The organism is Streptomyces sp. NPDC093568 (genome assembly GCF_044764945.1).
Classification (GTDB): Bacteria; Actinomycetota; Actinomycetes; order Streptomycetales; family Streptomycetaceae; genus Streptomyces.
Map to the genome: position 1 here is coordinate 177,958 of NZ_JBIWJD010000006.1, position 25,827 is coordinate 203,784.

18 protein-coding genes and 1 pseudogene are annotated in these 25,827 nt (G+C 71.9%); 10 read left to right on the forward strand and 9 right to left on the reverse strand.

All coding sequences use genetic code 11. The annotated features are described in order from the left end of the window. The first annotated feature begins 52 nt into the window (after window positions 1–52). Window positions 53–979: a DUF3027 domain-containing protein gene (locus tag ACIRD7_RS24615; protein ID WP_403456794.1), complete on the forward strand. Its 927-nt coding sequence runs from the start codon at window positions 53–55 to the stop codon at window positions 977–979. A 3-nt stretch (window positions 980–982) separates the two neighbouring features. On the opposite strand, the gene ACIRD7_RS24620 is transcribed toward ACIRD7_RS24615, so the two are convergent. From ACIRD7_RS24620 to ACIRD7_RS24630, 3 genes are all read right to left on the reverse strand, one after another. Continuing rightward, on the reverse strand, window positions 983–1,531 hold the full coding sequence (locus ACIRD7_RS24620; protein ID WP_403457490.1) for a Uma2 family endonuclease: 549 nt from the start codon (window positions 1,529–1,531) through the stop codon (window positions 983–985). A gap of 166 nt (window positions 1,532–1,697) precedes the next feature. Continuing rightward, window positions 1,698–2,555 (reverse strand): helix-turn-helix domain-containing protein, encoded by an 858-nt coding sequence (locus ACIRD7_RS24625; protein WP_403456796.1) that lies wholly within the window; start codon window positions 2,553–2,555, stop codon window positions 1,698–1,700. 140 nt (window positions 2,556–2,695) lie between these two features. Next, entirely contained in the window at window positions 2,696–3,229 is a 534-nt protein-coding gene (locus tag ACIRD7_RS24630; protein ID WP_403456798.1) for an ATP-binding protein, read from the reverse strand. Between the two features lie 156 nt (window positions 3,230–3,385). Between ACIRD7_RS24630 and ACIRD7_RS24635 the strand changes: the two genes are divergently transcribed. From ACIRD7_RS24635 to ACIRD7_RS24645, 3 genes and pseudogenes are all read left to right on the forward strand, one after another. Beyond that, a complete protein-coding gene (locus ACIRD7_RS24635) occupies window positions 3,386–4,261 on the forward strand; it encodes a helix-turn-helix domain-containing protein (RefSeq protein ID WP_403457493.1) in 876 nt (291 codons plus the stop codon). Then, on the forward strand, window positions 4,258–4,479 hold the full coding sequence (locus tag ACIRD7_RS24640; protein ID WP_403456800.1) for a DUF397 domain-containing protein: 222 nt from the start codon (window positions 4,258–4,260) through the stop codon (window positions 4,477–4,479). Before ACIRD7_RS24635 ends, ACIRD7_RS24640 begins: the two co-directional genes overlap by 4 nt. Before the next feature lie 81 nt (window positions 4,480–4,560). Next, window positions 4,561–5,098, forward strand: a pseudogene (locus tag ACIRD7_RS24645) (class I SAM-dependent methyltransferase). Window positions 5,099–5,108: 10 nt separating this feature from the next. Here ACIRD7_RS24645 and ACIRD7_RS24650 read toward each other — a convergent pair. The 3 genes from ACIRD7_RS24650 to ACIRD7_RS24660 form a co-directional block, all read right to left on the reverse strand. Beyond that, entirely contained in the window at window positions 5,109–5,540 is a 432-nt protein-coding gene (locus ACIRD7_RS24650) for a hypothetical protein (RefSeq protein WP_403456803.1), read from the reverse strand. A gap of 68 nt (window positions 5,541–5,608) precedes the next feature. Beyond that, window positions 5,609–5,992, reverse strand: a complete 384-nt coding sequence (locus ACIRD7_RS24655; protein WP_403456805.1) for a hypothetical protein — start codon at window positions 5,990–5,992, stop codon at window positions 5,609–5,611. Between the two features lie 100 nt (window positions 5,993–6,092). After that, window positions 6,093–9,383, reverse strand: coding sequence for a hypothetical protein (locus tag ACIRD7_RS24660; protein WP_403456806.1), 3,291 nt, complete (start codon window positions 9,381–9,383; stop codon window positions 6,093–6,095). Window positions 9,384–9,744: 361 nt separating this feature from the next. On the opposite strand from ACIRD7_RS24660, the gene ACIRD7_RS24665 reads away from it, so the two are divergent. From ACIRD7_RS24665 to ACIRD7_RS24675, 3 genes are all read left to right on the forward strand, one after another. Then, window positions 9,745–10,233 carry a hypothetical protein gene (locus tag ACIRD7_RS24665; protein WP_403456807.1) on the forward strand — a complete coding sequence of 163 codons (489 nt, stop codon included), beginning with the start codon at window positions 9,745–9,747 and terminating at the stop codon, window positions 10,231–10,233. Between the two features lie 83 nt (window positions 10,234–10,316). Continuing rightward, window positions 10,317–12,524, forward strand: a complete 2,208-nt coding sequence (locus tag ACIRD7_RS24670; RefSeq protein WP_403456809.1) for a trypsin-like serine protease — start codon at window positions 10,317–10,319, stop codon at window positions 12,522–12,524. A gap of 113 nt (window positions 12,525–12,637) precedes the next feature. Continuing rightward, entirely contained in the window at window positions 12,638–15,787 is a 3,150-nt protein-coding gene (locus tag ACIRD7_RS24675) for a sacsin N-terminal ATP-binding-like domain-containing protein (RefSeq protein WP_403456812.1), read from the forward strand. A 56-nt stretch (window positions 15,788–15,843) separates the two neighbouring features. Here the strand turns inward: ACIRD7_RS24675 and ACIRD7_RS24680 are convergent, their stop codons facing one another. Then, the gene (locus tag ACIRD7_RS24680) at window positions 15,844–16,074 is read right to left on the reverse strand and encodes a hypothetical protein (protein WP_403456813.1); all 231 of its coding nucleotides are present in this window, start codon (window positions 16,072–16,074) and stop codon (window positions 15,844–15,846) included. Further along, window positions 16,071–19,538, reverse strand: a complete 3,468-nt coding sequence (locus ACIRD7_RS24685; protein WP_403456816.1) for a colicin E3/pyocin S6 family cytotoxin — start codon at window positions 19,536–19,538, stop codon at window positions 16,071–16,073. Before ACIRD7_RS24685 ends, ACIRD7_RS24680 begins: the two co-directional genes overlap by 4 nt. A gap of 475 nt (window positions 19,539–20,013) precedes the next feature. On the opposite strand from ACIRD7_RS24685, the gene ACIRD7_RS24690 reads away from it, so the two are divergent. From ACIRD7_RS24690 to ACIRD7_RS24700, 3 genes are all read left to right on the forward strand, one after another. Continuing rightward, window positions 20,014–20,481, forward strand: coding sequence for a hypothetical protein (locus ACIRD7_RS24690; protein ID WP_403456819.1), 468 nt, complete (start codon window positions 20,014–20,016; stop codon window positions 20,479–20,481). Window positions 20,482–20,639: 158 nt separating this feature from the next. Continuing rightward, on the forward strand, window positions 20,640–22,187 hold the full coding sequence (locus ACIRD7_RS24695) for an FG-GAP-like repeat-containing protein (protein WP_403456821.1): 1,548 nt from the start codon (window positions 20,640–20,642) through the stop codon (window positions 22,185–22,187). Window positions 22,188–22,439: 252 nt separating this feature from the next. Continuing rightward, window positions 22,440–23,330, forward strand: a complete 891-nt coding sequence (locus tag ACIRD7_RS24700; RefSeq protein ID WP_403456822.1) for a hypothetical protein — start codon at window positions 22,440–22,442, stop codon at window positions 23,328–23,330. A gap of 28 nt (window positions 23,331–23,358) precedes the next feature. Here ACIRD7_RS24700 and ACIRD7_RS24705 read toward each other — a convergent pair whose 3' ends face one another. After that, on the reverse strand, window positions 23,359–25,755 hold the full coding sequence (locus ACIRD7_RS24705) for a cation-translocating P-type ATPase (protein ID WP_403456823.1): 2,397 nt from the start codon (window positions 25,753–25,755) through the stop codon (window positions 23,359–23,361). Window positions 25,756–25,827 lie beyond the last annotated feature (72 nt).

The window sequence follows — 25,827 nt, forward strand, 5'->3', positions numbered from 1 at the left end:
CCGCCTTCAGGCAGCCGCACCCGAGAGACGGCGTAGGAGAGAAGCGATACCTGTGAGCGCAGCGACAACGCGAAGCCGCACCCCCGACCGTCTGTGCGCCGAGGCCGTGGACCTCGCCCGCAGCGCCGCCGAGGAGGCCGCCGCGCCCGGCGTCGTGGGCGAGCACGCGGGTCTGTCCTCGGAGGGCGACCGTGTTGTCACGCACTTCTTCGAGTGCAAGGAGCTCGGGTACCGCGGCTGGCGCTGGGCGGTGACGGTGGCCCGCGCGTCCCGCGCGAAGGTCGTCACGCTCGACGAGGTGGTCCTGCTCCCCGGCCCGGACGCCCTCCTCGCCCCCGAGTGGGTGCCCTGGAGCGAGCGGCTGCGCCCCGGCGACATGGGCCCCGGCGACCTGCTGCCGACGGACGCCGAGGACCTGCGCCTGGAGCCCGGCTACTCCGGCGAGGACGAGCCGGTGGCGAGTTCCGCCGTCTCCCACGAGATGGCCGAGCTGGTGGAGGCCGAGGACGCGGAGGTCACGGCGGGCGCTCCGGCGAACCTGCCGGTGACCCCGTCCCGGGGCTCGATCGCCGCGGTCGCCGAGGAACTGGGCATGCGCCGCGCCCGCGTCCTGTCCCGCTACGGCCTGCACGTCGCCGCGGACCGCTGGGAGGAGTCGTTCGGCGCGAAGACCCCCATGGCCCAGGCGGCCCCCGCCTCCTGTGTCACCTGCGGCTTCCTCGCCCCGATCGGCGGCTCACTGGGCCAGGCGTTCGGAGTCTGCGCGAACGAGTTCTCCCCGGCGGACGGCCGGGTCGTCTCCCTGACGTACGGCTGCGGGGGCCACTCCGAGGCCGCGGTGATGCCGAAGCCGCCCCGCCCGGCGCCTCCGGTGATCGACGAGACCCGCGTCGACCCGTTCCCGCTGCGGCCCGCGGCGGACTCGGGGTCGGTTTCGGTGGGGGTGGACGAGGACTCGGCGGAGTTGGGGCACTCGTAGGGGTCAGGGCACGAGGTTCCCGAGGTCGATGTCGGTCGGGAAGGGGACGGCGGCCTTCAGACGCTCACGGTGAATTCCGGTGGCAACGTACGCGCCGGTCATGGTGTCGAGCTCGTAGATGTGGACGGTGGGGTGGCCGGCCTCGTCCTCGATGCGCCAGAAGTGGGGGATCCTGGCCTGCGCGTACTTGAAGGGCTTCAGGGACCGGTCGCGGTCCGCCGACTCTTCCGAGACGACCTCGATGACCAGGGCGACGTCGTCAGGTGCGTACCAGGTGCGGTCGGGGTCGTATGCGGCGGTGGTGACCAGGATGTCGGGCTCCGGGCGGCTCTTCTTGTCGAGCCGGACGGTCATCTCGCGCTCGACCTCGAATCCCTCGGGGGCGGATTGCCGGAGCGCGAAGGTCAGGTTCTCCACCAGCCGGGAGTGCCAGGACCGCTGCGGCGACATCATGAAGATCAGGGCTCCGTCGATGAGTTCGGTGTGCCGCGGTGCCTGCGGGAGGTGGTCGAGGTCGTCCGCTTCCCAGCCGCTCGGCCTGGGCGGGATCATCCAGTCGGGAAGTTCGGCGGTCACGGCTTCCTCCAGGCGCTTCAAGGGAGCGGCGGTCTGGGGCCCTGATCCCGGGTCACGGACACGGCCCGAACACCTGGCGTCAGCGTAGTTGATGTCCTCACTCGGCGAGCGGTGCCTGATGCGTGCCCCGGCTGGAACGGGCTCAGGCGGCGGTGGCAAGGGGAGTGCTCCGGCAGTCACGGCAGACTCCTGGGGTGGGTGAGCGGAAGGCGCGGTCGCAGTCTTCGCAGGTCTGGAAGGGGTGCCGGACGGCAGGTGGCGGGGCGAATGGGGGTGGGGGCGGTAGCTGGGTGATGAGGCGGTGGGCCAGGAGGGCTGCCGGGCGGCACAGGGGCTCGGGAGGCAGGTCCGTGGTCAGCGCGTGGTGTACGCACGCGGGGGTGACGTCCCGTTCCAGCCAGGCCGCGACGGCGGGGGCGAGGTGGGCTGTGTCGCAGGCGGAGAGCAGCAGACGGGGGTCTTGGCGGCGGAGGTCCGCGAGGAGGTCCGTGGCCGTCTGGAGGAGGGCGGGGGCCGAGTAGGCGGGCTGCGGCACGGCGGGGAGGGGTTTGCGGGGTCCCGGAGCTCGCTTCTTCCTGGGCGGGGCCGCCGGGGTGGCCTGGGCAAGGCGGCGGCTGCCGGGCTGGTTGCACGAGATCGTGCGGGTGACGATCTGGCCGCCGGGGATGCGTTCGCGCTCGCGGCGCAGGTAGCCGTGGGTCTCCAGTTCGCGCAGGGCGGCGGCGATCCGGGTGGTGCCCTCGGGGAAGCGGCCGGCGAGGGTCTTGATGCAGACGCGGGCGCCCTTGGGCAGGGACTGGATGTGGACGCCCAGGCCGATCGCGAGCAGTGACAGCTCCGCGTGCTGGGCGAGGTGGTTGCCGATCACCGTGAAGCGGGTGGTGTGGCGGGTGTTGTCGTGGACCAGGCCGCCGGAATGGTCGTGCCGCCGGTTCGGGTGGTTGTTGGCGGCAAGGCGGGACTGGGCGCGCGGGGGCGCGCTAGGGTTTCGCGTATCCATCGGGAAGGGGCTTTCTTCCTTGGTGGTCAGGCCCTCGCACTGGGATTGCAGTCCCGGCGAGGGCCGTTGCATGTCTGCGGTTGTGTCGCGCTGAGCGTAAGTCAGGCAACCAGCCCTAAATCCAGTCGAGTTGGTGATTTTCACCCTCGAGGGTGAGTGCGGGCCGCGGGAGGGAGGGGTGGGGTTCGGTGGGGTTCTTTCACCCTCGGATTCCTTTGTGGGTGACCGCCCGTGCCACCGGAGCACGGGTTTCCGGGTTCCGGTGCGAGGTCCACTTCCGCCCAGACCGTCTTGCGCGGCGGCAGCCCCGGTGTGACGCCCCAGCGGTCGGCCAGGGCGTCGACGATGGCGAGGCCGCGGCCGGACTCGGCTCCGGGGGTGGGGCGTACGGCATGGGGCAGACGGTCGGCTCGGGTGTCGGTGACCTCGATACGGAGGGTGTCGCCGACGACGTAGAGGAGGATCCGGAAGTCCCGGCCTGGCACCCGGCCGTGTGTGACCGCGTTGGCCGCCAGCTCCGCCACGATGTGTGAGGCCGTGTCCAAGGGCAGCCCCCAGCTGCGGAGTTGCTCGGTGGCGAGGAGGCGGGCGAGGCGGGCGCCGCGTGGGGTGGGGGACAGCTGCACGCTGAAGTTGCGGACACGGGTGGCGAGTTCGGCGGATTCCTGGTTCACGTCACTCAGCGTGGTCGTGCGTGCCTACTGTGAACAGTGACTCGGCGGGTGCGTACGGTGACTGTCCGGAGCTTGTCCGGTCGTGTCCGGGCTGTCGGGGCGTTGCGCATGGGTAGGGCGCTGCTGCACTGCGGCGGTACGACGGAGGGGTACGGGATGTCGGTCGAGGCGGACGCGGGACGGCTCAAGACGGAGGCGGACGAGCCGGGGTGGGAGGTGGATCCGGACGACGAGTGGGGTGTCGCCGTCATCACGACCGTAGGGCGGCAGTTGAAGCTGCGGCGGGAGGCGGTGGGGATGCGGGCCGCCGAGTTCGGGAGCGCGGTCGGGTACGGCGAGGATCTGGTCTACAAGATCGAGGGCGGGAAGCGGATTCCTCGGCAGGAGTATCTGGACCGGGCCGATGAGGTGTTGGGGGCGGGTGGGCTCATCGCCGCCGCGTGGGAGGACGTGAAGAAGGTCCGGTATCCGAAGAAGGTTCGGGCGCTGGGTGAGATGGAGGCCAAGGCGGTGGAGATCGGCCTGTACGAGTGCAACATCATCGCTGGGCTGTTGCAGACGCCGGAGCATGCCCGCGCGGCGATCGAGGCGGCACAACCTCCGTACTCGCAGGACGATGTGGAGCGGATGGTGGCCGCTCGCGTTGCCCGCCAGTCCATCTTCGAGCGGGATCCTGTGCCCGCGCTCGGCTTCGTGCTGGAAGAGGCACCGCTGAGGCGCCCTCTTGGAGGCACAATGGTGTGGCGACGGCAGCTCGAACGTCTGCTGGAGGTGGGTCAGATGCGGAGCGTCACCCTCCAGGTAATGCCTACGCACCGCGAGGTCCATTCCGGTCTGGACGGCAGGATCGAGCTGCTGAAGTTCGCGGACGGTACGGCGGTGGGGCGCTCCGACGGTGCGTTCAACGGGCGTCCTGTCACTGACCTGAGGCAGCTGCGCATCCTTGAGCTGCGGTATGGCACCATCCGAGCGCAGGCCCTCCCCCCGGGGGAGTCATTGGCCTTCATCGAGCAACTGCTGGGAGAGACATGATCCGCAAGGCCTCCGCCGGAGACGCCTCCGACCTGGCGTGGTTCAAGAGCAGTTACAGCGGCGGCAACGACGGCAACTCCTGCGTCGAGATCGCGATAACCCCCCGCACCATCCACGTCCGCGACTCCAAGCACCCCGACGCCGGCCCCCGTCTCGCCCTCACACCGCAGACCTGGTCGGCCTTCGTGCCGTACGCGGCGAATGGCCTGCGTGGCTGAGCCCTCCTTCTGACCGCCGTCCGCGAGTCGTACGACACGGTCGCCGCTGATTACGTCGAACGTGTTCCGCCTCCCGCCGAGTTGGACCCGCTGTCACGCGCGATGCTGGCGGGGTTTGCCGAGCTGGTGCGGACGGCCGGGCTGCGGCCCCGGCCGTGTGACGGCGCACCTGGCGGGGCTGGGGGTGTCCGGCTTCGGCGTCGATCTGTCGCCGAAGATGATCGGGCTGGCCCGGCACGCCTATCCGAACCTGCGGTTCACCGAGGGCTCGATGACGGCGCTGGAGATGAGGGACGACGAGCTCGGCGGCATCCTGGCCTGGTACTCCACCCACCCCACGCCCCCGCGGTGGCTGCCGGCGGTGTTCGCCGAGTTCCATCGCACGCTCGCGCCCGGCGGCCACCTGCTCTGGGGAGACTACGTCGGCGACGAACGGCTGCAGCCGACCCAGGGCTATGGCCGTCCGGTGTCCTACGAGTCGTACCTCCTGCCACTGGACCGCATGGCCGGCCTGCTTGAGGAGGCCGGGTTCGTCGTCACCGCGAGGGTGGAGCAGGAGCCCGGCGGACGGGTGAACAGACCGCACGCCTGCCTGCTGGCCCGCAAGCCCGAAGGGTAGGCGCCTCCTGTCAGGACTCCGGGATGAAGGCGGGATCGATGCCCATCGCGGCAATGCCCTCACGCACGGACCGGATGAACTGTCCGATCTCCGTCACAAGAACATCCCAGGCGACGGGTGAGGTCCAGAAGTCCGGTGGGTGGATGGAGCCCACCCGCCGGCCCTGCTCGGACTCCACGATGCGGATCAGCCCCTCCTCCGCCTGCATCGAGTCGAGCTCGAAGTCCTCCCGGCCGGCATCGGGACCCCGGAGCCAGAACGCCAGGTGGTATGCCGGTTCGGCCACCGGGAACCCCTCCTCGGACCACACCACCTGCCCCTCTTCCCGGATCGACAGCTCCGCTTCGATGTCGAGGAGCAGGACTTCCAGGGGAGCCTCCTGCGGAACGAGACCGCGTCGGGGCAGATCCGACAGTCCGAACTCTCGGCAGACGAACCGCATGGCCGGGCCTCCAGAAGATTCAAGGCCCACCACACCAGACGCGCAGCGGTGCCTACGTTTCTTGCCCCTCAGAGGACGTACAGGATCGCCGGGATCAGGCACACCGGCAGGGTGACGATGAACTGGAGAACCCAGGGGGTGTCCGGGCCTTCGTTGTCCGGCTTGCCGGGGTTCTCCGCGCGCCAGGTCATGAAGGTGCGCATGGCCTTCCAGTGGCCCACCACGCAGAGGGCGCAGGCGATGAGAACGGCGCTGTAGACGGGGAGCCACTCGGTGACGGACTTGTCGTAGACCCCGGCGAAGCCCAGAAGGACCAGGAACGTGAACGCGGGGCCATTGGAGACGAAGATCTTCTGGCGCCGGTTGACCATGCCAGGGACCATCGCGGCGATGAAGGCGGCCGCGCTGAGCGCTGCGAAGAGCCACCACAGTGGTGAGGTTTTGTCCGGCATCTTTGCCCTTTCTGTGGCTTTCTATCGTAGGTGTGGTGCCGGGTGGGGCCGGGCGGCGGGAGTCCTGGACCCCGCCGTCCGGCCCCGGGCACCGAGCGGCTCAGCCGAAGAAGTCGATGATCCCGGAGACACCGGCGTGGATGCCTCCGAGCGCCGCGCCGGCGTAATGGCTGGTGACCTGGGACGCGGCCAGGGCGCCGATGGAACCGAGGCCCATGCCGAGCACCGCGCCGGCGGCTTCCTGGACGAACTTGTCGCTGCCGAAGCCGTATGCCTTGCCCGTGTAGATGAGGCCGGCGGCCGTGAACACCAATGATGCTCCGGCGAGCGCCGCCGAAAGGGGCTGGAGGCCCGGGACGAACGCCGTAGCGGCGGCGCCCAGACCGAGGGCCATGGAGATCGTGCCCAGCGCATCGGCCGTCTGTGCGGCGCTCTGGTCGTTCGCGGGCTCCTCGTAGGCGACGGTGACCATGTCGTTGCCCACGTTGTTGGCCGGATCGATGCCGTTGGCCTTGTTGTAGCGGGCCTCCGCCGCCGCCTTGGCGGCCTCGGCGGCGATCTCCTCCTGGCGCTTGCGCTCGACGACCTTCTTCGCGTCGTTCGCCGCCTGCTTCGCCTCCGCCGCGGACTTGCCCGCGGCGATCGCGTCGGCGTACGCCTGGTCGGAGGCGGCCTGTGCGCTCATGGCCGAGTCCACCGCGGACTTGGCCGAGGTGGCGGCCTGGTTCGCCTTGTAATTGGCCTGGCGGCTCGCGGTGCGGGCGGCCGAGGCCGCCTTCGCGGCGGTGGCGGCCGAGGCCTCGGCGTCGGCGGCGGACTTGTCGGCGGCCGTGGCGGAGGCTGTCGCCTTGTCGGACCAGTTCTGAGCGGTCGTCGCCGACGTCTGCGCCTCGTTCGACCACTTAACGGCGTCCTCGGCGTCCTGGCGGGCCTCGGCCGCGGCCATGGCGGCCTCCGCCGCGTTCTTGTACGCGGTGGCAACGACACGGCCCGCCGCGGCGATCTGCGTGTCGATGGACGCCACATGGGTGGCCGTGTCCTGGTCTGCCTGTTGCGCCTCGTAACGGGCGTAGCTGACGAACTTGTGGAGCATCCACTCCGGGCCCTCCAGCGCGGCCTGGGCCGCGGCCTCGACGTTGGGGCCCGCGGTGGCGAGGGCGGCGACGGTGGTCTGCCGGTCGTCCTCGGTCTTCGCGGTGGAGTAGCCGGAGATCAGGTACTTGTGCAATGCCTCGACACTGCCGTCGTTCAGCGCCGCGTTGGCGGCGGCGGTGACGGCCTTGCCCGCGCCGCTCATCGTCTTGAATACGGCCATGCGGTAGTCGTCGGCCTGCACGTCCTTGGCGCCCTTGAGCAGGAAGTCGCTCACAGCCTTCGGGTCGGTGCTCTCCAGCACCTTCTGCGCCGCCTCCGAGACGACGACCCGGTTGAGGCGGGCCAGGGTGAGGACCTTCTCGCGGTCGTCGAGCCCGGCGGCCTCGGCGTACCCGGTCTCCACCCAGTCGACGACGTCCTGGTTGCCGCCGGTCAGCGCCTGCTGCGCGGCCTGTCGGGTCCAGATCGAGTGGTCGTCCATCAGGTTGACCGCGGCCTTGCGGCCGAGCGCGGCCGCCGCGGCGGTGTCGCTCTCGGCGGCCGCCTGCGCGAGCAGGTCCTTGGTCTCCTGGCTGGTCGCCGCCTGCACCGCCTGGGTCTTGCGCATGTCCGTCTGGGAGCGGTCCTCGACGGTCTCGGCGTACTGGGCGACCTCGATGGCCAGTGCCCGGTCCTCCGCCACCTGCGCGGCCTCGGTGTCGCGGGCGAGCTGGGCGACCGTCTGGGCCTGCGTGAGCGCGCTGTTCGCGTCCGTAGCGGCGGTGATGGCCGCGTTCGCGTTGGAGGTGGCCTTGTTGGCCCAGTCCACGGCCTCGCCCGCCGCGTCGGCGGCGGCATTGGCGGCGTCGCCCGCGGCCTTCGCGTGGTCGGCGGCGCTGTTGGCGGCCGTGTGGGCCTCGTTCGCGGCCTGGGCGGCCTTGCCGGCCAGCGTGCCGGCCCGGTTGGCGGCGGCCGTCGCGGTGTCGGCGGCGGAGCGGGCGAGGTTGGCCGCGTCCCGGGCCCGCTTGGCCTGGGCCTGGGAGACCCCGGAGGCCTCGGCGGCGTCGGCGGCGGCGTCGGCCGAGGCGGCCGCGTTCTGGCCGGCCCGCGCGGCGGCGGCGCTGGACTCCTGCGCCTTGCTGCTCGCGGTGGCGGCCGACTTGGCCGCGGTCGCGGCACTGCGGGCCTTCTCGGCCGTTTCCAGGGCGGCCTTCGCGGCGTCCCGGGCGGCGGTCGCCTGCCCGCTGTCCTTGGACGCGGCGGAAGCGGCGTTCCAGGCGCGCACGGAGGCCGAGGAGGCAGCCGCCGCGGCGGCCGCGGCGGCCTGGGCGGCGTCGGCGGCGGTCCGGGCGGCGGTGATCGCCGTGCGCGAGGCGGTGACCGCCGTACGGGCGGCGTCGGCGGCACCCTCGGCGGCGTCCGCCGCGCGACCGGCGGCGCGCGAGGCCTTGACCGCGTCGGACTGCGCGGCCTTGGACTCCTCGGCCGCCTTCAGCGCGGCCTTCTTGGCCTCGCCCGAGGCAGCCTCGGCCCGGTCGGAGGCCTCCTTCGCGGCGACGGTGGCGGTGGCGGCGCGCTTGCCCGCGTTCTGGGCCTGCTGCACCAGCTGGTCGATCGTCAGCGACTCCTGGTCGCGGGCCCGCGCGAGGTGCTGGCCCTTCTCCAGGAACACGCTCACATCGGTCGCGGTGCCGTCGAGGGCCCGGTTGACCGCCAGGGTGAGGTTCGGGCCCGCGCCGACGAGCATCGCGGTGGCCTCGGCGCGCTCGTCCTCCTGCCGGGCGGTGTACTGGCCGGAGTCGAGGAAGGTCTGCAGGGCCTCGGGGGTACCGGCGTCGAGGGCCTTGTTCGCCTCCCGGACCACGGCCGTGCCGCCGGTGCCGAGGACGGTCAGCACCGCGATCCTGCGGTCGTCCGCGAGCGGACCCTTGTACCCCTCGGTGATGAACGCGTGGACGTCCGTGTCGGTGCCGGAGAGGGCTTCCTGGGCCTTGGCCCGCACACCGGGTCCCGCGTAGTTGAGGACGGCGAGGACGGCGGCGCGCTCATCCTCGGCGCGGGCACGGGCGTACCCCGAGTCGAGGAAGGACTTCAGGGCGTCGTCGGTGCCGGCCAGCGCGGTCTCCGCTTCGGTGCGGACCGCCCGGCCGCCGAGCTGCCAGGCGTCGAGGACCTGGGTACGGGCGTTGTCGGGCAGGCCGACCTCGGCCGCCGCCGCGGACTCGCCCCAGGCCGTGCCCACCACGGCCACGGAAAGGGTCAGCGCCAGGGCGGATATGGATCTTCCACCGCGTCGCCGCCGTTTGAGCATGTTCATTACTAAGAGGCTCCAGGGAATTCAAAGGGCCGTATGACCCTCAATCGCCGGAGCAGGATCACACACGTTGCTGGCGTGAATTAGGCGAGGGGTGGGGCGTTATCGATTCTAAACTTTTCGTAAACCGATCTTTAATAGAATCCCATACAACCTTCACGGATCATGGCGCACATCACCACTTGAGCTGCAGGTATGTCCAGTTTTTCAGTGTTCATCCGGTGGACTCAAACCGGAATCTGAGCTTCCATGTGTCGGCCGCAGGTCACGCCTTTTGCGTTTCTTCGGCAAATTCTTCCGGGGGTATTTCAAGCCCCGGCTTTTCCTGCGCCCCCCGGACAGGAATCTACGAACTAGGACAGTGATGAAGGTACGTAGCGCGCTCGTGCGCAATCTGGGGATCGCCACGGCAGTGGGCGCTCTGGCATGGGTCGCCTCGGCCCAGGGCGGCACCACCGAAGCCGTCGCCGACGACGCCCCGGGCTACACCGTCGAGGACTTCGACTACCCGCAGGCCGACAAGATCCTCGCCGAGCAGGGCATCACCCTCAAGCGCGGCGACGGCCACATCGTCCTCGCCGACTGTGCGAGCCAGACCGGACTCCTTGAGGTCTGGGCCCGCAGCAAGGACAAGATCTGCTTCCGCGTCACCGGCGACAGCGGCTACCTGACGATGGAGATCCCCTCCGTCTACGGCGTCAAGGGCAATGAATACGCGACCCAGGTCGACATGACCGTCGGCACCGAGGAGACGAGCTTCGACGTCGCCGAGAACGCCTGGACCGCGGTCGGCGAGAGCGCGGACGAACAGGGCCGCGAGTTCATGCTCGTGGAGATCAGGTCCGCCAAGTAACGCCCGGCCGCCGCTCCTCACCCGCCTTGCTGCGCCCCGGTGACTCCTCGCCGCGCAGCTTCCTCACCACAGAAACCAAGGTCATGCGTCACACCAGACCCCTTCGCCTCGCCGCGCTCGCCGCGGCGCTGGTCGCGGGCCCGATCGCCCTGTGCGCCGCGCCCGCCGCCGCTGTCACCGGAGCCGAGTCCACCGACACCACCTACGGCTACACCGCCCGCCTGGACATCGGTGACGGCACCCGCGGCTGCTCCGGCACCCTCGTCGACGCCGAGTGGCTGCTCACCGCGGCCGGCTGCTTCGTCGACGACCCCGCCGCGAGCCTCGCCGTGCCCGCAGGCGCCCCGAAGCTGAGGACCACCGCCGTCATCGGGCGCGCCGACCTGACCGGCACCCAGGGCGTGGAGCGGACGGTCGTGGAGCTGGTCCCGCGCGGCGACCGCGACCTGGTCCTGGCCCGCCTCAACCGCCCCGTCACCACGGTCGCCCCCATCTCCCTCGCCACCACCGCGCCCACCGCCGGCGAACAGCTCACCTTCGCCGGATACGGCCGCACCAAGGACGAGTGGGCGCCCCTGAAGCTGCACACCGGCGCCTACACGGTGGACTCGGCCGCAGCGACCACCGCCACCGTCACCGGCAAGGACGGGGTCGCCGCCTGCATGGGCGACTCCGGCGGCCCGGTGATCCGCGGGGCAGGCGGCACGGCCACCCTCGTCGCCCTCAACAGCCGTTCCTTCCAGGGCGGTTGCTTCGGCGTGGACGCCACCGAGACGCGCACCGGCGGCATCACCACCCGGGTCGACGACCTCGCCGCCTGGGTGAACTCCAAGACCGGCGCCACCCGCATCACCGACTTCAACGGCGACGGCGTGGAGGACATCGCGATCACCGACCCCGAGGCCACCGTGGGCGGCGTCGCCAAGGCGGGCCTGGTCCGCGTCGTGTACGGCGGAGGCAAGGGCACCGCCGAGATCAACCAGGACCTCGACTGGGTACCCGGTTCCGCCGAGGCGAGCGACGGATTCGGGTCGACCGTCGACACCGTCGACTACAACGAGGACGGCTACACCGACCTGGTCGTCGGCACCCCCGGCGACGACATCGGCACCCTCGCCGACGCGGGCATGGCCGACGTCCTCTACGGCGCCGCCGGCGGCCTGGGCACCGGGGTCCAGAAGGACACCCACTTCGAGCAGGGCACCGGCTCGGGAGCCATCGGCGCGTCCGCGTCAGAGGCCGGCGACCGCATGGGCCACGCCGTCGCCGCGGGCCACACCGCCGTGGGCGAGCCCTACCTGGTGATCGGCGTCCCCGGTGAGGCCCTCGGCACCATCACCAAGGCGGGTATGGCCTTCTACCTGCGCGGCAGCACCAACATCTCGGTCCACCAGGACAAGACCGACGTCCCCGGCACCGCCGAGGCGAACGACGGCTTCGGTACCTCGGTCGCCGCGAACGCGAACCACATCGCCATCGGCGCGCCCAACGAGGACATCGGCGGCGACGCGGCCTCCGGCAACCTCGCGGTCTTCTCGCACACCCTGCACGCCGACGGCCACCCCAAGCCGCTGCTCGGTCTCGACCAGGACCTCGACACCGTCTCCGGCGCCGCCGAGGCGGGCGACGAGTTCGCCACGTCGCTCTCGCTGACCGAGTACCGCCCCTCCGGGGCCGGCGCCGCCACCGACTCGATCCTCGCTATCGGCTCGCCCGGCGAGGACCTCACCATCGACGGCGCCGCCAAGGCCGACGCCGGCCGTGTCGTGCTGTTCCGTGTCACCGCCGCGGGCACCGGCACCGAGCTGCCCGAGCTCATCCAGGGCAACGGCACCGACGACGTCTCCGGCACCTCCGAGGCCGGCGACCGCATGGGCGAGGCCGTCACCGCGGTCAACACCGCCCCGCGTGCGGTGAGCACCACGGCGACGATGAAGCTCGCGGTCGGCGTCCCCGGCGAGGCCATCGGTACGGCCACCAAGGCCGGCGCGGTCCACACGTTCTCCCTGCTGGGCACCCCCGGCGCGAACGACCGCTGGCTCGAGGCGGGCGACGGCGACGGCATCCCCGGCACCCCGGCCGCGGGGCACCAGGTGGGCAGCAGCGTCCACTTCACCGGCACGAACCTGTACGTGGGCCTGCCCGACGGCCCGTCCTCGTCCGGCGCCCTGTACGCGCTGCCGATGTCCAACGTGACCGCCGGCGGCACGGTCGCCTCCGTGACCGCCTACCAGCCCGGTACGGGCGGACTCCCGGCCGCGGGAACCGCGTTCGGCCGCGCGGCCCGCTAGGGCCGGTCGCAGGACACGGCAACACCGACGGGCGGCGAAAGGGACACTCGCCGCCCGTCACCCCTCTCCGAGTCACGGCCCCTCCCGCGCGCGGTACCTTCATCATCACGCCGATGAGGAGAGTCAACGTGAGCAAGTTCGTGCGGCCCGCGCCCGAGGGCGCCGACCCCTTCGGCACGGCCCGGCTGCGTCGCGGAGTGCTGGATGCCTGGGCCACCAGTCCCGCCCGTTTCCGGGAGGACGCCAACGCCGAGGAGGACCTCGTCCTCGGCGGGTACCGGGACCGGCTCGTCGTCGAGCTCGCTCAGAACGCCGCCGACGCCGCCGCCCGCGCGGGAGTGACCGGACGGCTCCGGCTGACCCTTCGCGAAGGTGTTCTCGTCGCCGCCAACACCGGCGCCCCGCTGGACGCCGCCGGTGTCGAGTCGCTGTCCACCCTGCGTGCCTCCGCCAAGCGGGACACGGCCTCCGTGGGCCGGTTCGGCGTCGGGTTCGCCGCCGTCCTCGCCGTCACCGACGAGCCCGCCGTCGTCGGCCGGCACGGCGGTGTGCGATGGGCGCTCGCCGAGGCGCGGGAGCTGGCGACGCAGACCGCCCGCCACAGCCCCGGGCTCGGGGACGAGATCCGGCGCCGCGACGGACACGTGCCCCTCCTGCGGCTCCCCTTCGCCGCCGAGGGCTCCGCCCCGGACCCGTACGACACGGCCGTCATCCTTCCGCTGCGCGACACCGCGGCCGCCGACCTCGCCGAGCGCCTGCTGCACGCCGTCGACGACGCGCTGCTCCTCGCCCTCCCCGGTATGGAGGAGGTCGTGATCGAGGTCGGCGACGACGAGCCGCGCACCCTGCGCCGCCGCGTCGACGGCGCCTTCACGGTCGTGGAGGACTCCCGGGCCGGCGTCACCCACTGGCGTACGTCCACCGCCCACGGCCCGCTCACGCCCGATCTGCTCGCCGACCGCCCGGTCGAGGAGCGGCTGCGCCCCAGCTGGTCGCTCACCTGGGCCGTGCCCGTGGACGCCGCCGACAGCACGCCCGACCGGCCCCGCACCGCCCCCGTCGTCCACGCGCCCACGCCCAGCGACGAACCCCTCGGCGTCCCCGCCCTCCTCATCGCCTCCTTCCCGCTCGACACCACCCGCCGGCACGCCGCCCCCGGCCCGCTGACCGACTTCCTCGTGCAGCGCGCGGCGGACGCGTACGCCGAACTGCTCGCCGACTGGCGCCCGGTGGGCGAGGGCATCATCGGGCTCGTGCCCGGCCCGCTCGGCAAGGGCGAACTGGACGGGGCCCTGCGCCAGGCGATCCTGGAGCGGCTGCCCCGTACGGAGTTCCTCCCGCCCGCCCTCCCGCCCACCGCCGTCGCGCGCGAGGCCGACTCCGAGCTGCCCGAGTCGCTGCGGCCGAGGGACGCCGAGATCGTCGAGGGCGCCGGCGCCGACACCGTGCTCGTGCTGGGCGAGGTGCTGCCCACCCTCCTGCCCGCCGGGCTCGAACGGCGCGTGGAACTGCGCACACTGGGCGTCGCCCGGGTCCCGCTCACCGACGCGATCGACCGCCTGGCCGGGCTGGAGAAGGAGCCCGGCTGGTGGCGGCGGCTCTACGACAGCCTCGCCGGGGTCGACCCGGACCGGCTGTCCGGCCTGCCGGTGCCGTTGGCCGACGGGCGGACGACGATCGGGCCCCGGCAGATCCTGCTGCCCACGCCGGACGCCGTCCGGATCGACCCGGAGATCCTGGCCCGCCTCGGCCTCAAGGTCGCCCACCCGGACGCCGCGCATCCCCTCCTGGAGAAGCTCGGTGCCCTCCCGGCCACGCCCCGCGCGGTCCTCACCACGCCCCAGGTCCGCGCCGCCGTCGCCGCCTCGCTCGACGACGACGGCGGGGTGAGCTGGGAGGAGGACGCTCCCGACGCCGAGGAACTGGCCGACACCGTGCTCGCGCTGGTGCGCGACGCGAACCTGGAACCCGGTGACGAGCCGTGGCTGGGCGCGCTCGCGCTGCCGGACGAGGAGGGTGAGCTCGCCCCCGCCGGCGAACTCGTCCTCCCCGGCAGCCCCTTCGCCCAGGTCATGCGCGAGGACGAACTCGCCTTCATCGACGCCGAGTTGGCACAGAAGTGGGGCGAGCAGCCGCTCGCCGCCTGCGGCGTCCTCGCCAACTTCGCCCTGGTCCGCGCCACGGACGTCGTCCTCGACCCGGACGAACTGGAGCCCCGCGAGGGCGACTTCGCCGAGCCCGACGACGCGGGGCTGCTGGACGCCGTCGACGTCTGGTGCGAGGACATCCTGGACCGCTTCCCGGAGACTCCCGTACCGCCGGTCGCCACCGAGCTGATCGCCGTACGCGATCTGGACCTGGTGGACGACGACAAGTGGCCGCAGGCCCTCGCCCTGCTCGCCCAGCCGCCGCTGCGGGACGCCCTCACCCAGCAGGTGCGGATCCTGCTGCCCGACGGCACCCACGAGGTCGTACGGCCGTACACGGCCTGGTGGCTGCGCGGCAACCCGGTGCTGGACGGCCGCCGCCCGGCCGGGCTCCTCGCCTCGGGCGGCGACCCGCTCCTGCGCGGTCTGTACGACGAGGCGGACGCGACCGGCTTCGACGACGAGCAGGTGCTGCGGGCGCTGGGCGTGCGGACGTCCGTCGCCGCGCTGCTCGACGAGCCGGGCGGCGCCGCCGAACTGCTGGACCGCCTGGCCGACCCGGAACGACCCGTCGGCTCCGCCCAGTTGCACGCCCTGTACGGCGCCCTGGCCGAGCTGGACCCCGAGCAGGTGACCCTGCCGGACGAGCTGCGGGCCGTGGTCGACGGGCGGGTCGAGGTCGTGGACGCGGCCGACGCGGTGGTCGTCGACTCGCCGGACCTGCTGCCCTTCACCGAGGGCGTCCCGCTGCTTCCGGTACGGCCGACGCGGGCCGCCGAGCTGGCCGAGCTGTTCCAGGTGCGGCGGCTGAGCGAGTCCGTCACCGGCCGGGTGACCAGCGAGGGCACCGAGCACGACGTACCGGAGTCGGTGCGGGCGCTGCTCGGGGCGCGCACCCCCGAGACGTACGTCGAGCACGAGGAACTCGTCGTGGACGGCGTGGAGATCGACTGGCGCCTCACCGACGACGGCACCCTGCACGCCTCGACCCTGGAGGGCGTGGCCGCGGGCCTGGCGTGGGCGGCACGGCAGTGGCCGCGGCGGTTCGAGGTGGCGGCGCTGCTGGAGGATCCGTCGCGGACCGGGGAACTGGCTCGCGACCGCTGGTTCGACTGAGCCAACGGGGCCGTCCGACCGCCCTTTCGGTCGGTCGGACGGCCCTGCTGGTGGTGTCAGTCCGCCTCGGGTTCCAGGAAGTAGTCGTACTTCTCCAGGTCGAGCGCGATACCGGTCAGCTGCTGGAAGCGCTCGGCGTGCTCTCGCTTCAGCGGATACACGTCGGCCAGCTGGTCCGCCGGCATCCCCAGGAGCTCTCCGAAGGCTTCCGCGCCGACCGCGGTGACGTCGGTGGACGAGTCGGGGAAGTCCTCGTCCTTGAGATAGCGGGTGACAAGGAAGATCACGGCGTTACCTTCCGGGTGGGGTCCGCGGGCTTGGTCTGGGCTCCAGTGTCCGGGTCGTACTCCCCGAGGTGCTTGCCGCGCTTGTTGTACTTCTCGACCGTGCCGTGCTGGGAGTCCCACTCGTATATCTCACCGGACTTGGGGTCCTTCCAGCGCTTGCGCATACCGCCGCCGCCCTGCACCGGCGTCTTCGGCTTGGCCTTCGCCGCGCTGGGGAACCCGGGCAGTCCGCCCTTCGGCGCGGGCTTCGGTCCGGTCTGCGCCTTCTGGACCGCGCTGCTCTTGCTCTGCGCCTCGCGCAGCGCCTGGCCCAGGCCGTCGCTGAACCGGCCGACGCCGTCGGCGGTGGTGAATCCGCCGCCCACGATCAGGGAGGTGCTCGCGGCGATGGCCGGAGCGCCGGCGAGGCAGCCGACTCCGGTGATGCACAGGGCCCCACCGGCGAGATCACCGCTCGCGCCGACCCCCATCATCAGGACACCGGTACCCGTCTCGGCGAGCCCCGTCCACAGATCCTGGTTGGTGAGGATGGCCTCGCCGTAGATGAGGACGGTGTCCGCCTTGTCCTCCAGCCAGTCCGGGACCCAGCCCTCGTCGGCCTCTTCCTGCTGGCCCTCCGGGTCCGGGGCGGTGCGCCAGGCCTCCTCCGTCCTGCGGAACTCGGCCTCCTCCTGCACCTGCTTCGCGACCGCCGTCTGGAAGGCCTCCAGCATGGCCTTGCCGGCCGCAGCGGAGTCCTTGCCCGCGGCCGTCGCCGACGCCCGCGCCTCGTTGGCCGCGCTCCACGCCTCGTCGGCGGAGCCCCGGGCCCAGTTCGCGGACGCCTGTGCCCGAGTGGCCGAGGTGACGGCCCGGGCCGCCGCCGCATGCGCATCGGTCTCGGCGGCACGCGCCGTCCGGGCCGAGGCGGCCGCGTTCTCCGCGGACTTCTTCGCGGCCTCGGCGGACCTCCTGGCGTCGTCGGCGTACCCGTCGGCGGCCTTCCGTGACTCGTCCGCCTCCTTGGCGTACCTGGCGGCGTCCTCGGCCGCCTTGCGGGCCTTCGCGGCCACCACGGCCGCCTCGGCCGCGTTCTTCTGTGCGGTGGCGGCCACGGAAGCGGCCCCGGCGATCATTTCCTGCACCAGGGCGACATGGCTCGCGGCGAGCTGGTCCTTGCGCTGCGCCTGGTACTGGCCACGCTGGATGAAGGCGTGCAGTAGCGGCGTGGGTCCCTCCAGCGCGATCCGGGCCGCGGCCTTGACCTCGGGGCCGCCGCTGTTGATGAGCTGCGTCGCGCGTACCCGCTCGTCCTCGGTGCGGGCCGCGTACTGTCCGTCGGTGATGAAGGAGCGGAACCGGTCCACGGAGTTGGAGTTCAGCGCCGTGCGCCCCGCTTCCCGGACGCCGGGACCGCCGTTGGAGACGACCCGCGTGATGTAGACGCGCATGTCCTGCGCCATCGTCGCGTACTGACCGTCCTGCAGGAACGAGTCGACGGCTGCCGAGTTCTCGGCCAGGGCCTGCTCGGCCCCGCCGCGCACGGCGGCCGACGGCGACGCCATGGCCAGCGTCTCCACCCGGGACCGCCGGTCCTGCTGCGCGGCCTCGGCCCGCCCGGAACGGACGTACGTCACGACGTCGGCGGCACCACCGGACAGCGCCTGCTCCGCCGCCGCGCGGCTCCAGGGGCCACGGGACTTCAGGGTGCGCAGCGCCACCTCACGGCCTTCGTCGGCCACCCGCCGCACATCGGCGTCCGGTGCGGAGGCCTCGGTGCTCAGCCGCCGGGCGTCCGACTCCAGAGCCACGGACCCCTGCGCCACGGCGGCTTGTGCCGCCTGCTGCCGCTCCTCCTGCGACTTGGACTGTTTGGCCCGCGCGACCGATTCGTTGGTACGGGTGGTCAGCTCCTCGGCCTCGATCTCACGGGCCAGCGCGAACACCGTCCGGGCTCTGGCTACGGCCGAGCTCGCGGTGTTCGCCGCCTCCTTGGCGGCCTTCGCATGAGCGGTCGCCTGGGCCGCGGCCTTCGAGGAATCCGTGGCGTGGTCGGCGGCCTCATTGGCCGCCTTGGCCGAGTTCCTCGCGTGCGTGGCGGCCGACTTGGCCGCGTCGCGGGCCTCGTACGCGGCGGTCGCGGCCTTGCGGGCCAGGCTCTCCGCGGCATTCGCGGCTCGCGTGGCCTCCGCGGCCTGGGCGCGCGCCGCCGCTGCGGCGGCACTGGCCTCGGCGGAGTGGGCGCCGGCCTGGTCCGCGAAGCGGCTGGCGTCCTCCGCGGCGCCGGCGGCGGCGTTGGCGTTGTTGCCCGCGCTCGTCGCGGCCTTCGCCGCGTCCCCGGCCGCGGTCGCGGCCAGACCGGCCTGGTGGGCGGCGTCCGCCGCGAGTTCGGCACCCTTGGCCGCGAGGTTGGCGTCGTCGGCGGCCTTGCGGGCCGCCGTCGCCTTGCTGTGGTCCGCCGCCGCGTCCGCGGCAGCGCCCCGGGCCCGGCTGGCGGACTGGGCGGCGCCGGCCGCGGCGGAAGCCGCCTGGGTGGCCGCGCTGGCGGCGGTGCGGGCCGAGTTGTTGGCCGAGCGGGCCGCGTTGATGGCCTGCTGGGCCGCGCGGGCGGCCTGGTTGGCGGCGGTGGCCGCGCGGGAGGCGGCGCCCGCGGCGCGCACCGAGTCCTTGCGCGCGGCCTCCGTCTCGGCCGCGGCCTTCTGCGCGGCCTCCTTGGCGAGCGCCGACGCGGCGATGGCCCGCGCCGAGGCGTCCTTGGCCGCTTCCGTCTCCGCCTTCGCCTGGCGTCCGGCCTCCTTGGCCTGGGCGGCGAGCTGGGCGACCGTGGCGTGTTCCTGGTCGCGCGAGCGTGCGACGTACTGGCCGACCTGGAGGAACTCGCGGATGTCGGCGGCGGTTCCGTCCAGGGCGACCCGGCCGGCCGCCCGCACGTTGGTGCCGCCCGTGCTCACGATCTGTACGAGCTGGACCCGCTCGTCGTCCTCGCGCTGGGTGTACTGGCCGTCGTTGAGGAAGTCGGCCAGATCGGTGGGCGTGCCGGCCAGTGCGGCCCGGCCTGCCTTCTGTACGGCGGGCCCGCCCGCGTCGATGATCTGGCTGACGCGGACACGCTGGTCCTGCTCCAGAGGAGCCTTCCAGCCGTCCTTCAGGAACGCCTGCAGATCGTCCTGGCTGCCGGTCAGCGCCTTGCGGGCGGCCTCCTGCAGCCCCCGTCCGCCGATGCTCACGAGCTGCGCGGTCTGGACGCGGTCGTCCTGGTACGCGATCTCCGGCGCGACGTCGTCGAGGAAGTGCCGTACGTCGTTGTCGCCGCCCGTGAGGACGGCTTCCGCGGCGGCCCGCAGACCGGGACCGCCCTGCTTCCACAGATCCAGGACCCGGCCGCGGTCCGAAACCGCGTCACCGGCCGGAGCGGCGACGTCGGCGGCGGAGCCGGCGGCCGAGGCCGCCGGAGCGGGGCCGAGCAGACCGGCGGCGATCGCCATGGGCAACACGGTCAGAGCCGCGCCGCGTATCAGGCGTCTCGCTTTCCCGGTGGCATCGAACTGGTCAGTTCTTCGATTCACTGAGTACCTGTCTCGGATATCGGCGACGACCCCCGAAATGCGAGTCGCCGAATGGTCGATGGGTAAGCATAGGCGGGCTCGTTCGAAAGGGTGCGCAGTGGCTGAGAGTTGACGGCGGACGGATTCGTCCTTACTCTGTGACTCGACTTTGCTTTTGCGGCGGGGCCTGACCAGCCCGGGGGTGCCGCGAGCTCTTATCTACAGGGGGTAAAGGGGGCCGGCTGCGCGTGTGCGCAGCCGGATGATCTGGGTATATCTGGCGGCCGTACGCGGTCGCGGCCCACGTATGTCCACTTTTTTCATCGCATCCCGGCGGGGGCCTCTCGATGCGAGGGTCCGTGCCTGAAGGGACTCTTCGGTGCCTTTCCGTGCCCGAAATCTCGTTGTTTTCGGAATGGCGGTCGCGTGTGTCACGCTGGCCGGAATTACCGCCGCTTCGGCCGACGATCCGCCGCAATCCCCGGCTGATTCGACCCCGCCCGTCGCGGTCGAGGACTACGGCTATCCCGGCGCCGACCGGATTCTCACAGAAAAGGGAATCCGGCTGAAGAAGGGCGACGGGCGCATTCTCTTGGCCGACTGCGATCCCGCCGCCCAGCAGATCCGTGTGCTCACGCGCAAGGACGACTCCGTCAACCGGGCCGGCACCTACTGCTTCAGGGCGACGGCCAAGACGGGCCGCCTCACCCTGGAACTGCCCCAGGTCTTCGCCGTGGAGGCCGCGGACCACCCGATCCGCGCCGAGCTGACGGCCAATGGGAAGACCACCTCGGTGACCGTCGCCAAGGGTGGGTTCGAGTCCGTCGGCGAGGGCGAGGGCGGTGCCCCCTCGGTCCTCGTCGAGCTGCGAGTGACCGGCTGATCCGCCGAGCCGCCACCGTTCGTACCGGCACGCCCGGCGCGTGCGGAACGCACTTCCATCCGCTCCTCCGCACCGTGGCGCGCACTGGGCGCACCGTGCGGAAGCCGACATTCTGATTCGAGGGAAACGTGAAAGACGCCCGTCCAGGCAGGACGCGCATGGTGTGGGTCGTCGGAGTCGCGGCCACCGGTCTGACGACGGGTCTGCTGGCCGCGGCCCCGGCCCAGTCCGTCGTCGGTGACCAGGTCGCGGACGGAAACCATCAGTACGTGGTCAAGGTCCACATCGCCGGCGGCACCGACAAGGAACGTGCCTGCTCCGGGACCCTGGTCGACACTCAGTGGGTCCTCACCTCCGCCAGCTGCTTCGCCGCCGACCCCCAGCAGGCCACCGAGCTCACCCGCGGCGCGCCACCGCTGCCCGCGGTGGTCACCGCCGACGGCAACGCGCCCGTGCCGGGTGTCTCCGATCTGAAGCAGCGGGTGCGCGAGATCGTGCCCTACCCCGGCCGCGATCTGCTCATGGCCCGCCTCGACGACGTGACCACCGCGGCCAACCCACTGGACGGGCCGTTCCCCGACATCGCCTCGGCCGACGTCAGCGGCACCGCGCCGATCCAGGGCGGCCTGCTCACGGGGGCGGGATACGGCCGCACCAAGGCGGAGTGGGTCCCCGAGCGGGCCCATGCCAGCTCCTTCGGCGTGGATCTCGTCAACCCCACGACGCTTGCGATCTCGCCCTCCGCTCCGGGAAGCGCCCTGTGCAAGGGGGACGCCGGCGGCCCGGTGCTCGACTCCAACAGCAGGGTCGTCGCCGTGGTCACCCGGTCCTGGGACGGCGGATGCCTCAACTCCGACGAGACCCGCACCGGCGCCGTCGCCACTCGTGTCGACGACATCGCCGACTGGGTGCAGCAGGTTCGGTTGACGACGCGTCAGAAGCACCTGACCGACGCCATGACGGCAGCCGACTTCGACGGTGACGGGCGTACGGACATCGCGGCCCTGCTGACCGGAGGGTACGCGCATTACTTCTCCAGCCGCCCCGACGCGACCCTGCAGTACGGCGACTCCCTGCGCGCTCTGGGCCGGTCCACGCACAAGGACCTCATCGCGGGTGACTTCGGGGACGGCAAGCGCCTCGAGGCGATCTCGGTCGACAAGGAGGGCCGCCTCTCGCTGGCCACCCAGCGCCTGCCCGGCCTGCCCGGCGGCTGGCAGCACGACCCCCTGTGGACGGACGCCACCTGGAAGAACAGCCTGCCCGTCGCCGCGCTCAGGACCGGCAAGCCCGGCCGGGACACGCTCGTCTTCCAGTGGCCCGACGGTTCCCTCTACACGTACAAGCGGGACGCGAACGGCAAGCTGGTCAACCAGAAGAAGTCCATGTGGCCCGACAAGACCTGGAAGAAGAAGCACATCGCCACCGGCGACTTCAACGTTGACGGCCGGGACGACATCGCCGCCATCGCCGCCGACGGAGCGCTCCACCTCTACGCGGGCAAGGCCGACGGCACCTTCGACAAGGCCCGTTCGATGTGGCACGACAAGACCTGGGGCAGCATGCGCGCCTTGGCCGGCGGCGACTTCGACGGCGACGGGAAGGCCGATCTCGCCGCCCTGACCGGCACCGGAGACCTGCGCTGGTACGCGGGCGACGGCAAGGGCGCTCTGGCGGCCGGTAAGACCATGTGGCCCAAGATCTAGGGGCAAACCCCGGGCACCGTGCGAGAGGGCCGGCTCCGAGCCGCGGAGCCGGCCCTCGCCCGCGCGGGGAAAGGCATTCGTCGCGAACTTCCCGTTGTGCGCGGCGGGTTCGTGACGAAGCTCACGCAAGTTCCGCGGTGGCCGCACAACCCGCAACGCCTGCCTCGTATCTGATCACTTGAGTCATCAGGCTCCACGATCACCCGGGCCCCGACGTGACCAGCGGGGCCCCTTTCCGTAGCAGGGGAACGCATGCGCACCAGAGCCACCGTGGCCGCCGTCTCCGGCGCCCTGGCCCTTTCCGCCCTCGCCGTCCCGGCCGCCCAGGCCGACGACTCCGCCGCCTCCTACCCGGACGTCGCCAAGGTCCGCGAGGCCACGTCCGTCCGGGCGGAGGGCGAGCCGTACGCCCTGAACGTCAGCTTCTCCAACGTCAAGATCGCCAAGGCGGTCAAGGTCGGTACCACCGGCCGCGTCTCCACCGCCGTGACCTACACGCTGACCCATGGCACGGACGTGAACATCAAGGCCGCCGACTTCGTCACCGACGCCTTCATCTACCGGGGTTCCGACCTCCGGCCGGACCACAGGCTCTTCGGTGACAAGCCGGCCAAGTGCACCGCGACCTCGGCGACCACCGCCGACTGCAAGGGCACGATCGAGGTCTACCCGGCCGCCCACGAGCTGCTCAACACGGACGCCGGCACCTGGCGGGCCGCGGCCGAGGCGACCGCCTTCAACGGGCAGGACCCGGCCGGCGAGACCTTCGACATCAGCAAGGTCGGCTACAAGACCCAGGCCAATCGCGGCACCACGCTGGTCCAGCGCGCCTCGAAGCTGACCGTCGACGCCTCGCCGGAGCCGGTGAAGAAGGGCAAGCCGATCACCGTCACCGGCAAGCTGTCCCGTGCCAACTGGGACCGCGGCACGTACAACGGCTATGTCGAGCAGCCGGTGAAGCTGCAGTTCCGCAAGAAGGACGGCGACACCTACACGACGCTGAAGACCGTCAAGACCAACGCCACGGGCAATCTGAAGACCACGGTCACGGCCACCGAGGACGGCTACTTCCGCTTCACCTTCGCGGGCACGACGACGACTCCGGCGGCCACTCCGGCGGGTGACTACGTCGACGTGCGGTAGTCACTGCCGCCCCTAGGTCGGACACGGCCTAGTCGGGGAACCGGCGGTCGACCCACCTCCAAGCGACCTCCAGGGCGACCGCCGCCCCCGCCGAGATCCCCACCGCGATCCACGGCATCGTCATCCCGACCAGCTTCAGCGCGAAGAACTCCTGGAGCCACGGCACGACCAGCACCACCAGGAACCCGAGACCCATCGCGGCGACCAGGGCGACCCGCCACCAGGTGTACGGCCGGGCGATGATGGCCAGCACCCACATCGAGATCAGGAAGAGCGTCAGGGTGGCGACGCTCGTCTCGGCGTCCAGCGAACCCTCGCCCGTGTAGTAGTGCCGGGCGATCAGATACGTCCCGAAGGTCGCGATCCCCGCCACCACGCCGCCCGGGATCGAGTACCGCATGACCCGCCGTACGAAGTGCGGCTTCGCGCGCTCCTTGTTGGGCGCGAGGGCCAGGAAGAAGGCCGGGACGCCGATCGTGAGGGTGGACAGCAGGGTCAGATGGCGCGGCAGGAACGGGTACTCCACCTGCCAGAACACCACCATCAGCGCCAGCAGCACCGAATAGACCGTCTTGACCAGGAACAGGGTCGCCACGCGCGTGATGTTGCCGATCACCCGGCGCCCCTCGGCCACCACCGACGGCAGCGTCGCGAAGCTGTTGTTCAGCAGCACGATCTGCGCCACCGCCCGGGTCGCCTCCGACCCCGAGCCCATCGCCACGCCGATGTCGGCGTCCTTCAGGGCGAGGACGTCGTTCACGCCGTCGCCGGTCATGGCGACGGTGTGCCCGTGGGACTGGAGCGCGCCCACCATGTCCCGCTTCTGCTGCGGGGTGACCCGGCCGAACACCGTGCCGTCGTCGAGGGCAGTCGCCATCCCGTCCTTGTCCTGGGGGAGGGTGCGGGCGTCGACCGTGGTGCCGGACAGGCCGAGCTTGGTCGCCACCGCGCCCACGGACACCGCGTTGTCCCCGGAGATCACCTTGGCCCGGACGTTCTGCTCCGCGAAGTAGCGCAGGGTGTCGGCGGCGTCGGGCCGCAGCCGCTGCTCCAGTACGACGAGGGCGGCGGGCTTGGCGCCCTCGGCCACCTCGGGATCGTCCAGCTCGCGGCCGGCGCGGGCGAGCAGCAGCACGCGCAGCCCCTGCTCGTTGAGGCGATCGGTTTCGGCCAGGGCCGGGTCGTCGGCGGCCAGCAGCACATCGGGGGCGCCCAGCAGCCACGTACTGGTCTCGCCGTCACCCTCGCTGAAGGTGGCGCCGCTGTACTTGCGGGCGGAGGAGAAGGGCAGGGACTCGGTGCAGCGCCAGTCCTCGGCGTCGGGGTAGGCGTCGATGATGGCCTGCAGGGAGGCGTTCGGGCGGGGATCGGACTCGCCGAGGGCGCCGAGCACCTTGCGGGCGTAGTCCTCGTCGGTGCCGCCGAGGGCGCGCAGCTCGGTGACGTCCATGCCGCCCTCGGTGAGGGTGCCGGTCTTGTCCAGGCAGACGGTGTCGACGCGGGCGAGGCCCTCGATGGCGGGGAGCTCCTGGACCAGGCACTGCTTGCGGCCGAGCCGGATGACGCCGATCGCGAAGGCGACGGAGGTGAGCAGGACCAGCCCCTCGGGGACCATCGGGACGATGCCGCCGACGGTGCGGGCGATCGAGTCGTCGAGGTCCTTGTTCTTCACGACGAGCTGGGTGACGATCAGGCCGATCGCGGCCGGGACCATCATCCACGTCACGTACTTGAGGATGGTGGAGATACCGGAGCGCAGCTCGGACTGGACGAGGGTGAAGCGGGAGGCCTCCTCGGCGAGCTGGGCGGCGTAGGCCTCACGGCCGACCTTGGTGGCCTGGAAGGCGCCGCCGCCCGCGACGACGAAGCTGCCGGAGAGGACCGGGTCGCCGGGCCGTTTGACGACCGGGTCGGCCTCACCGGTGAGCAGCGACTCGTCGATCTCCAGCCCGTCGGCCTCGACGCACACCCCGTCCACGACGGCCTTGTCGCCCGGCCCGATCTCGATCAGGTCGTCCAGCACGATCTCGGAGGTGCTGACCTCGGCCGCGAGCCCGTCCCGCCGTACCGTGGGCCGGGCCTCGCCGATCACCGCGAGCGAGTCGAGGGTCTTCTTCGCCCGCCACTCCTGGATGATCCCGATGCCGGTGTTGGCGAGGATCACGAAGCCGAACAGGCTGTCCTGGATCGGCGCGACGAACAGCATGATCAGCCAGAGCACGCCGATGATCGCGTTGAACCGGGTGAAGACGTTGGCCCGGACGATCTCCACCGTCGAGCGGCTGCTGCGTACGGGTATGTCGTTGACCTGCCCGCGCGCGACCCGCTCGGCCACCTCCGCGGCGGTGAGCCCGCTCGTCGCCACCGGGACGTAGGCGGGGTGCACCGATGAGTCCACTTGGGCGCCCGCGTCGGTATGCGTCATGCATTCGACGGTACGTGCGGATTTACGCCTTCACCCGCTGAGTGAGCGGAAGTTCCGACTTGGGGAGGACAG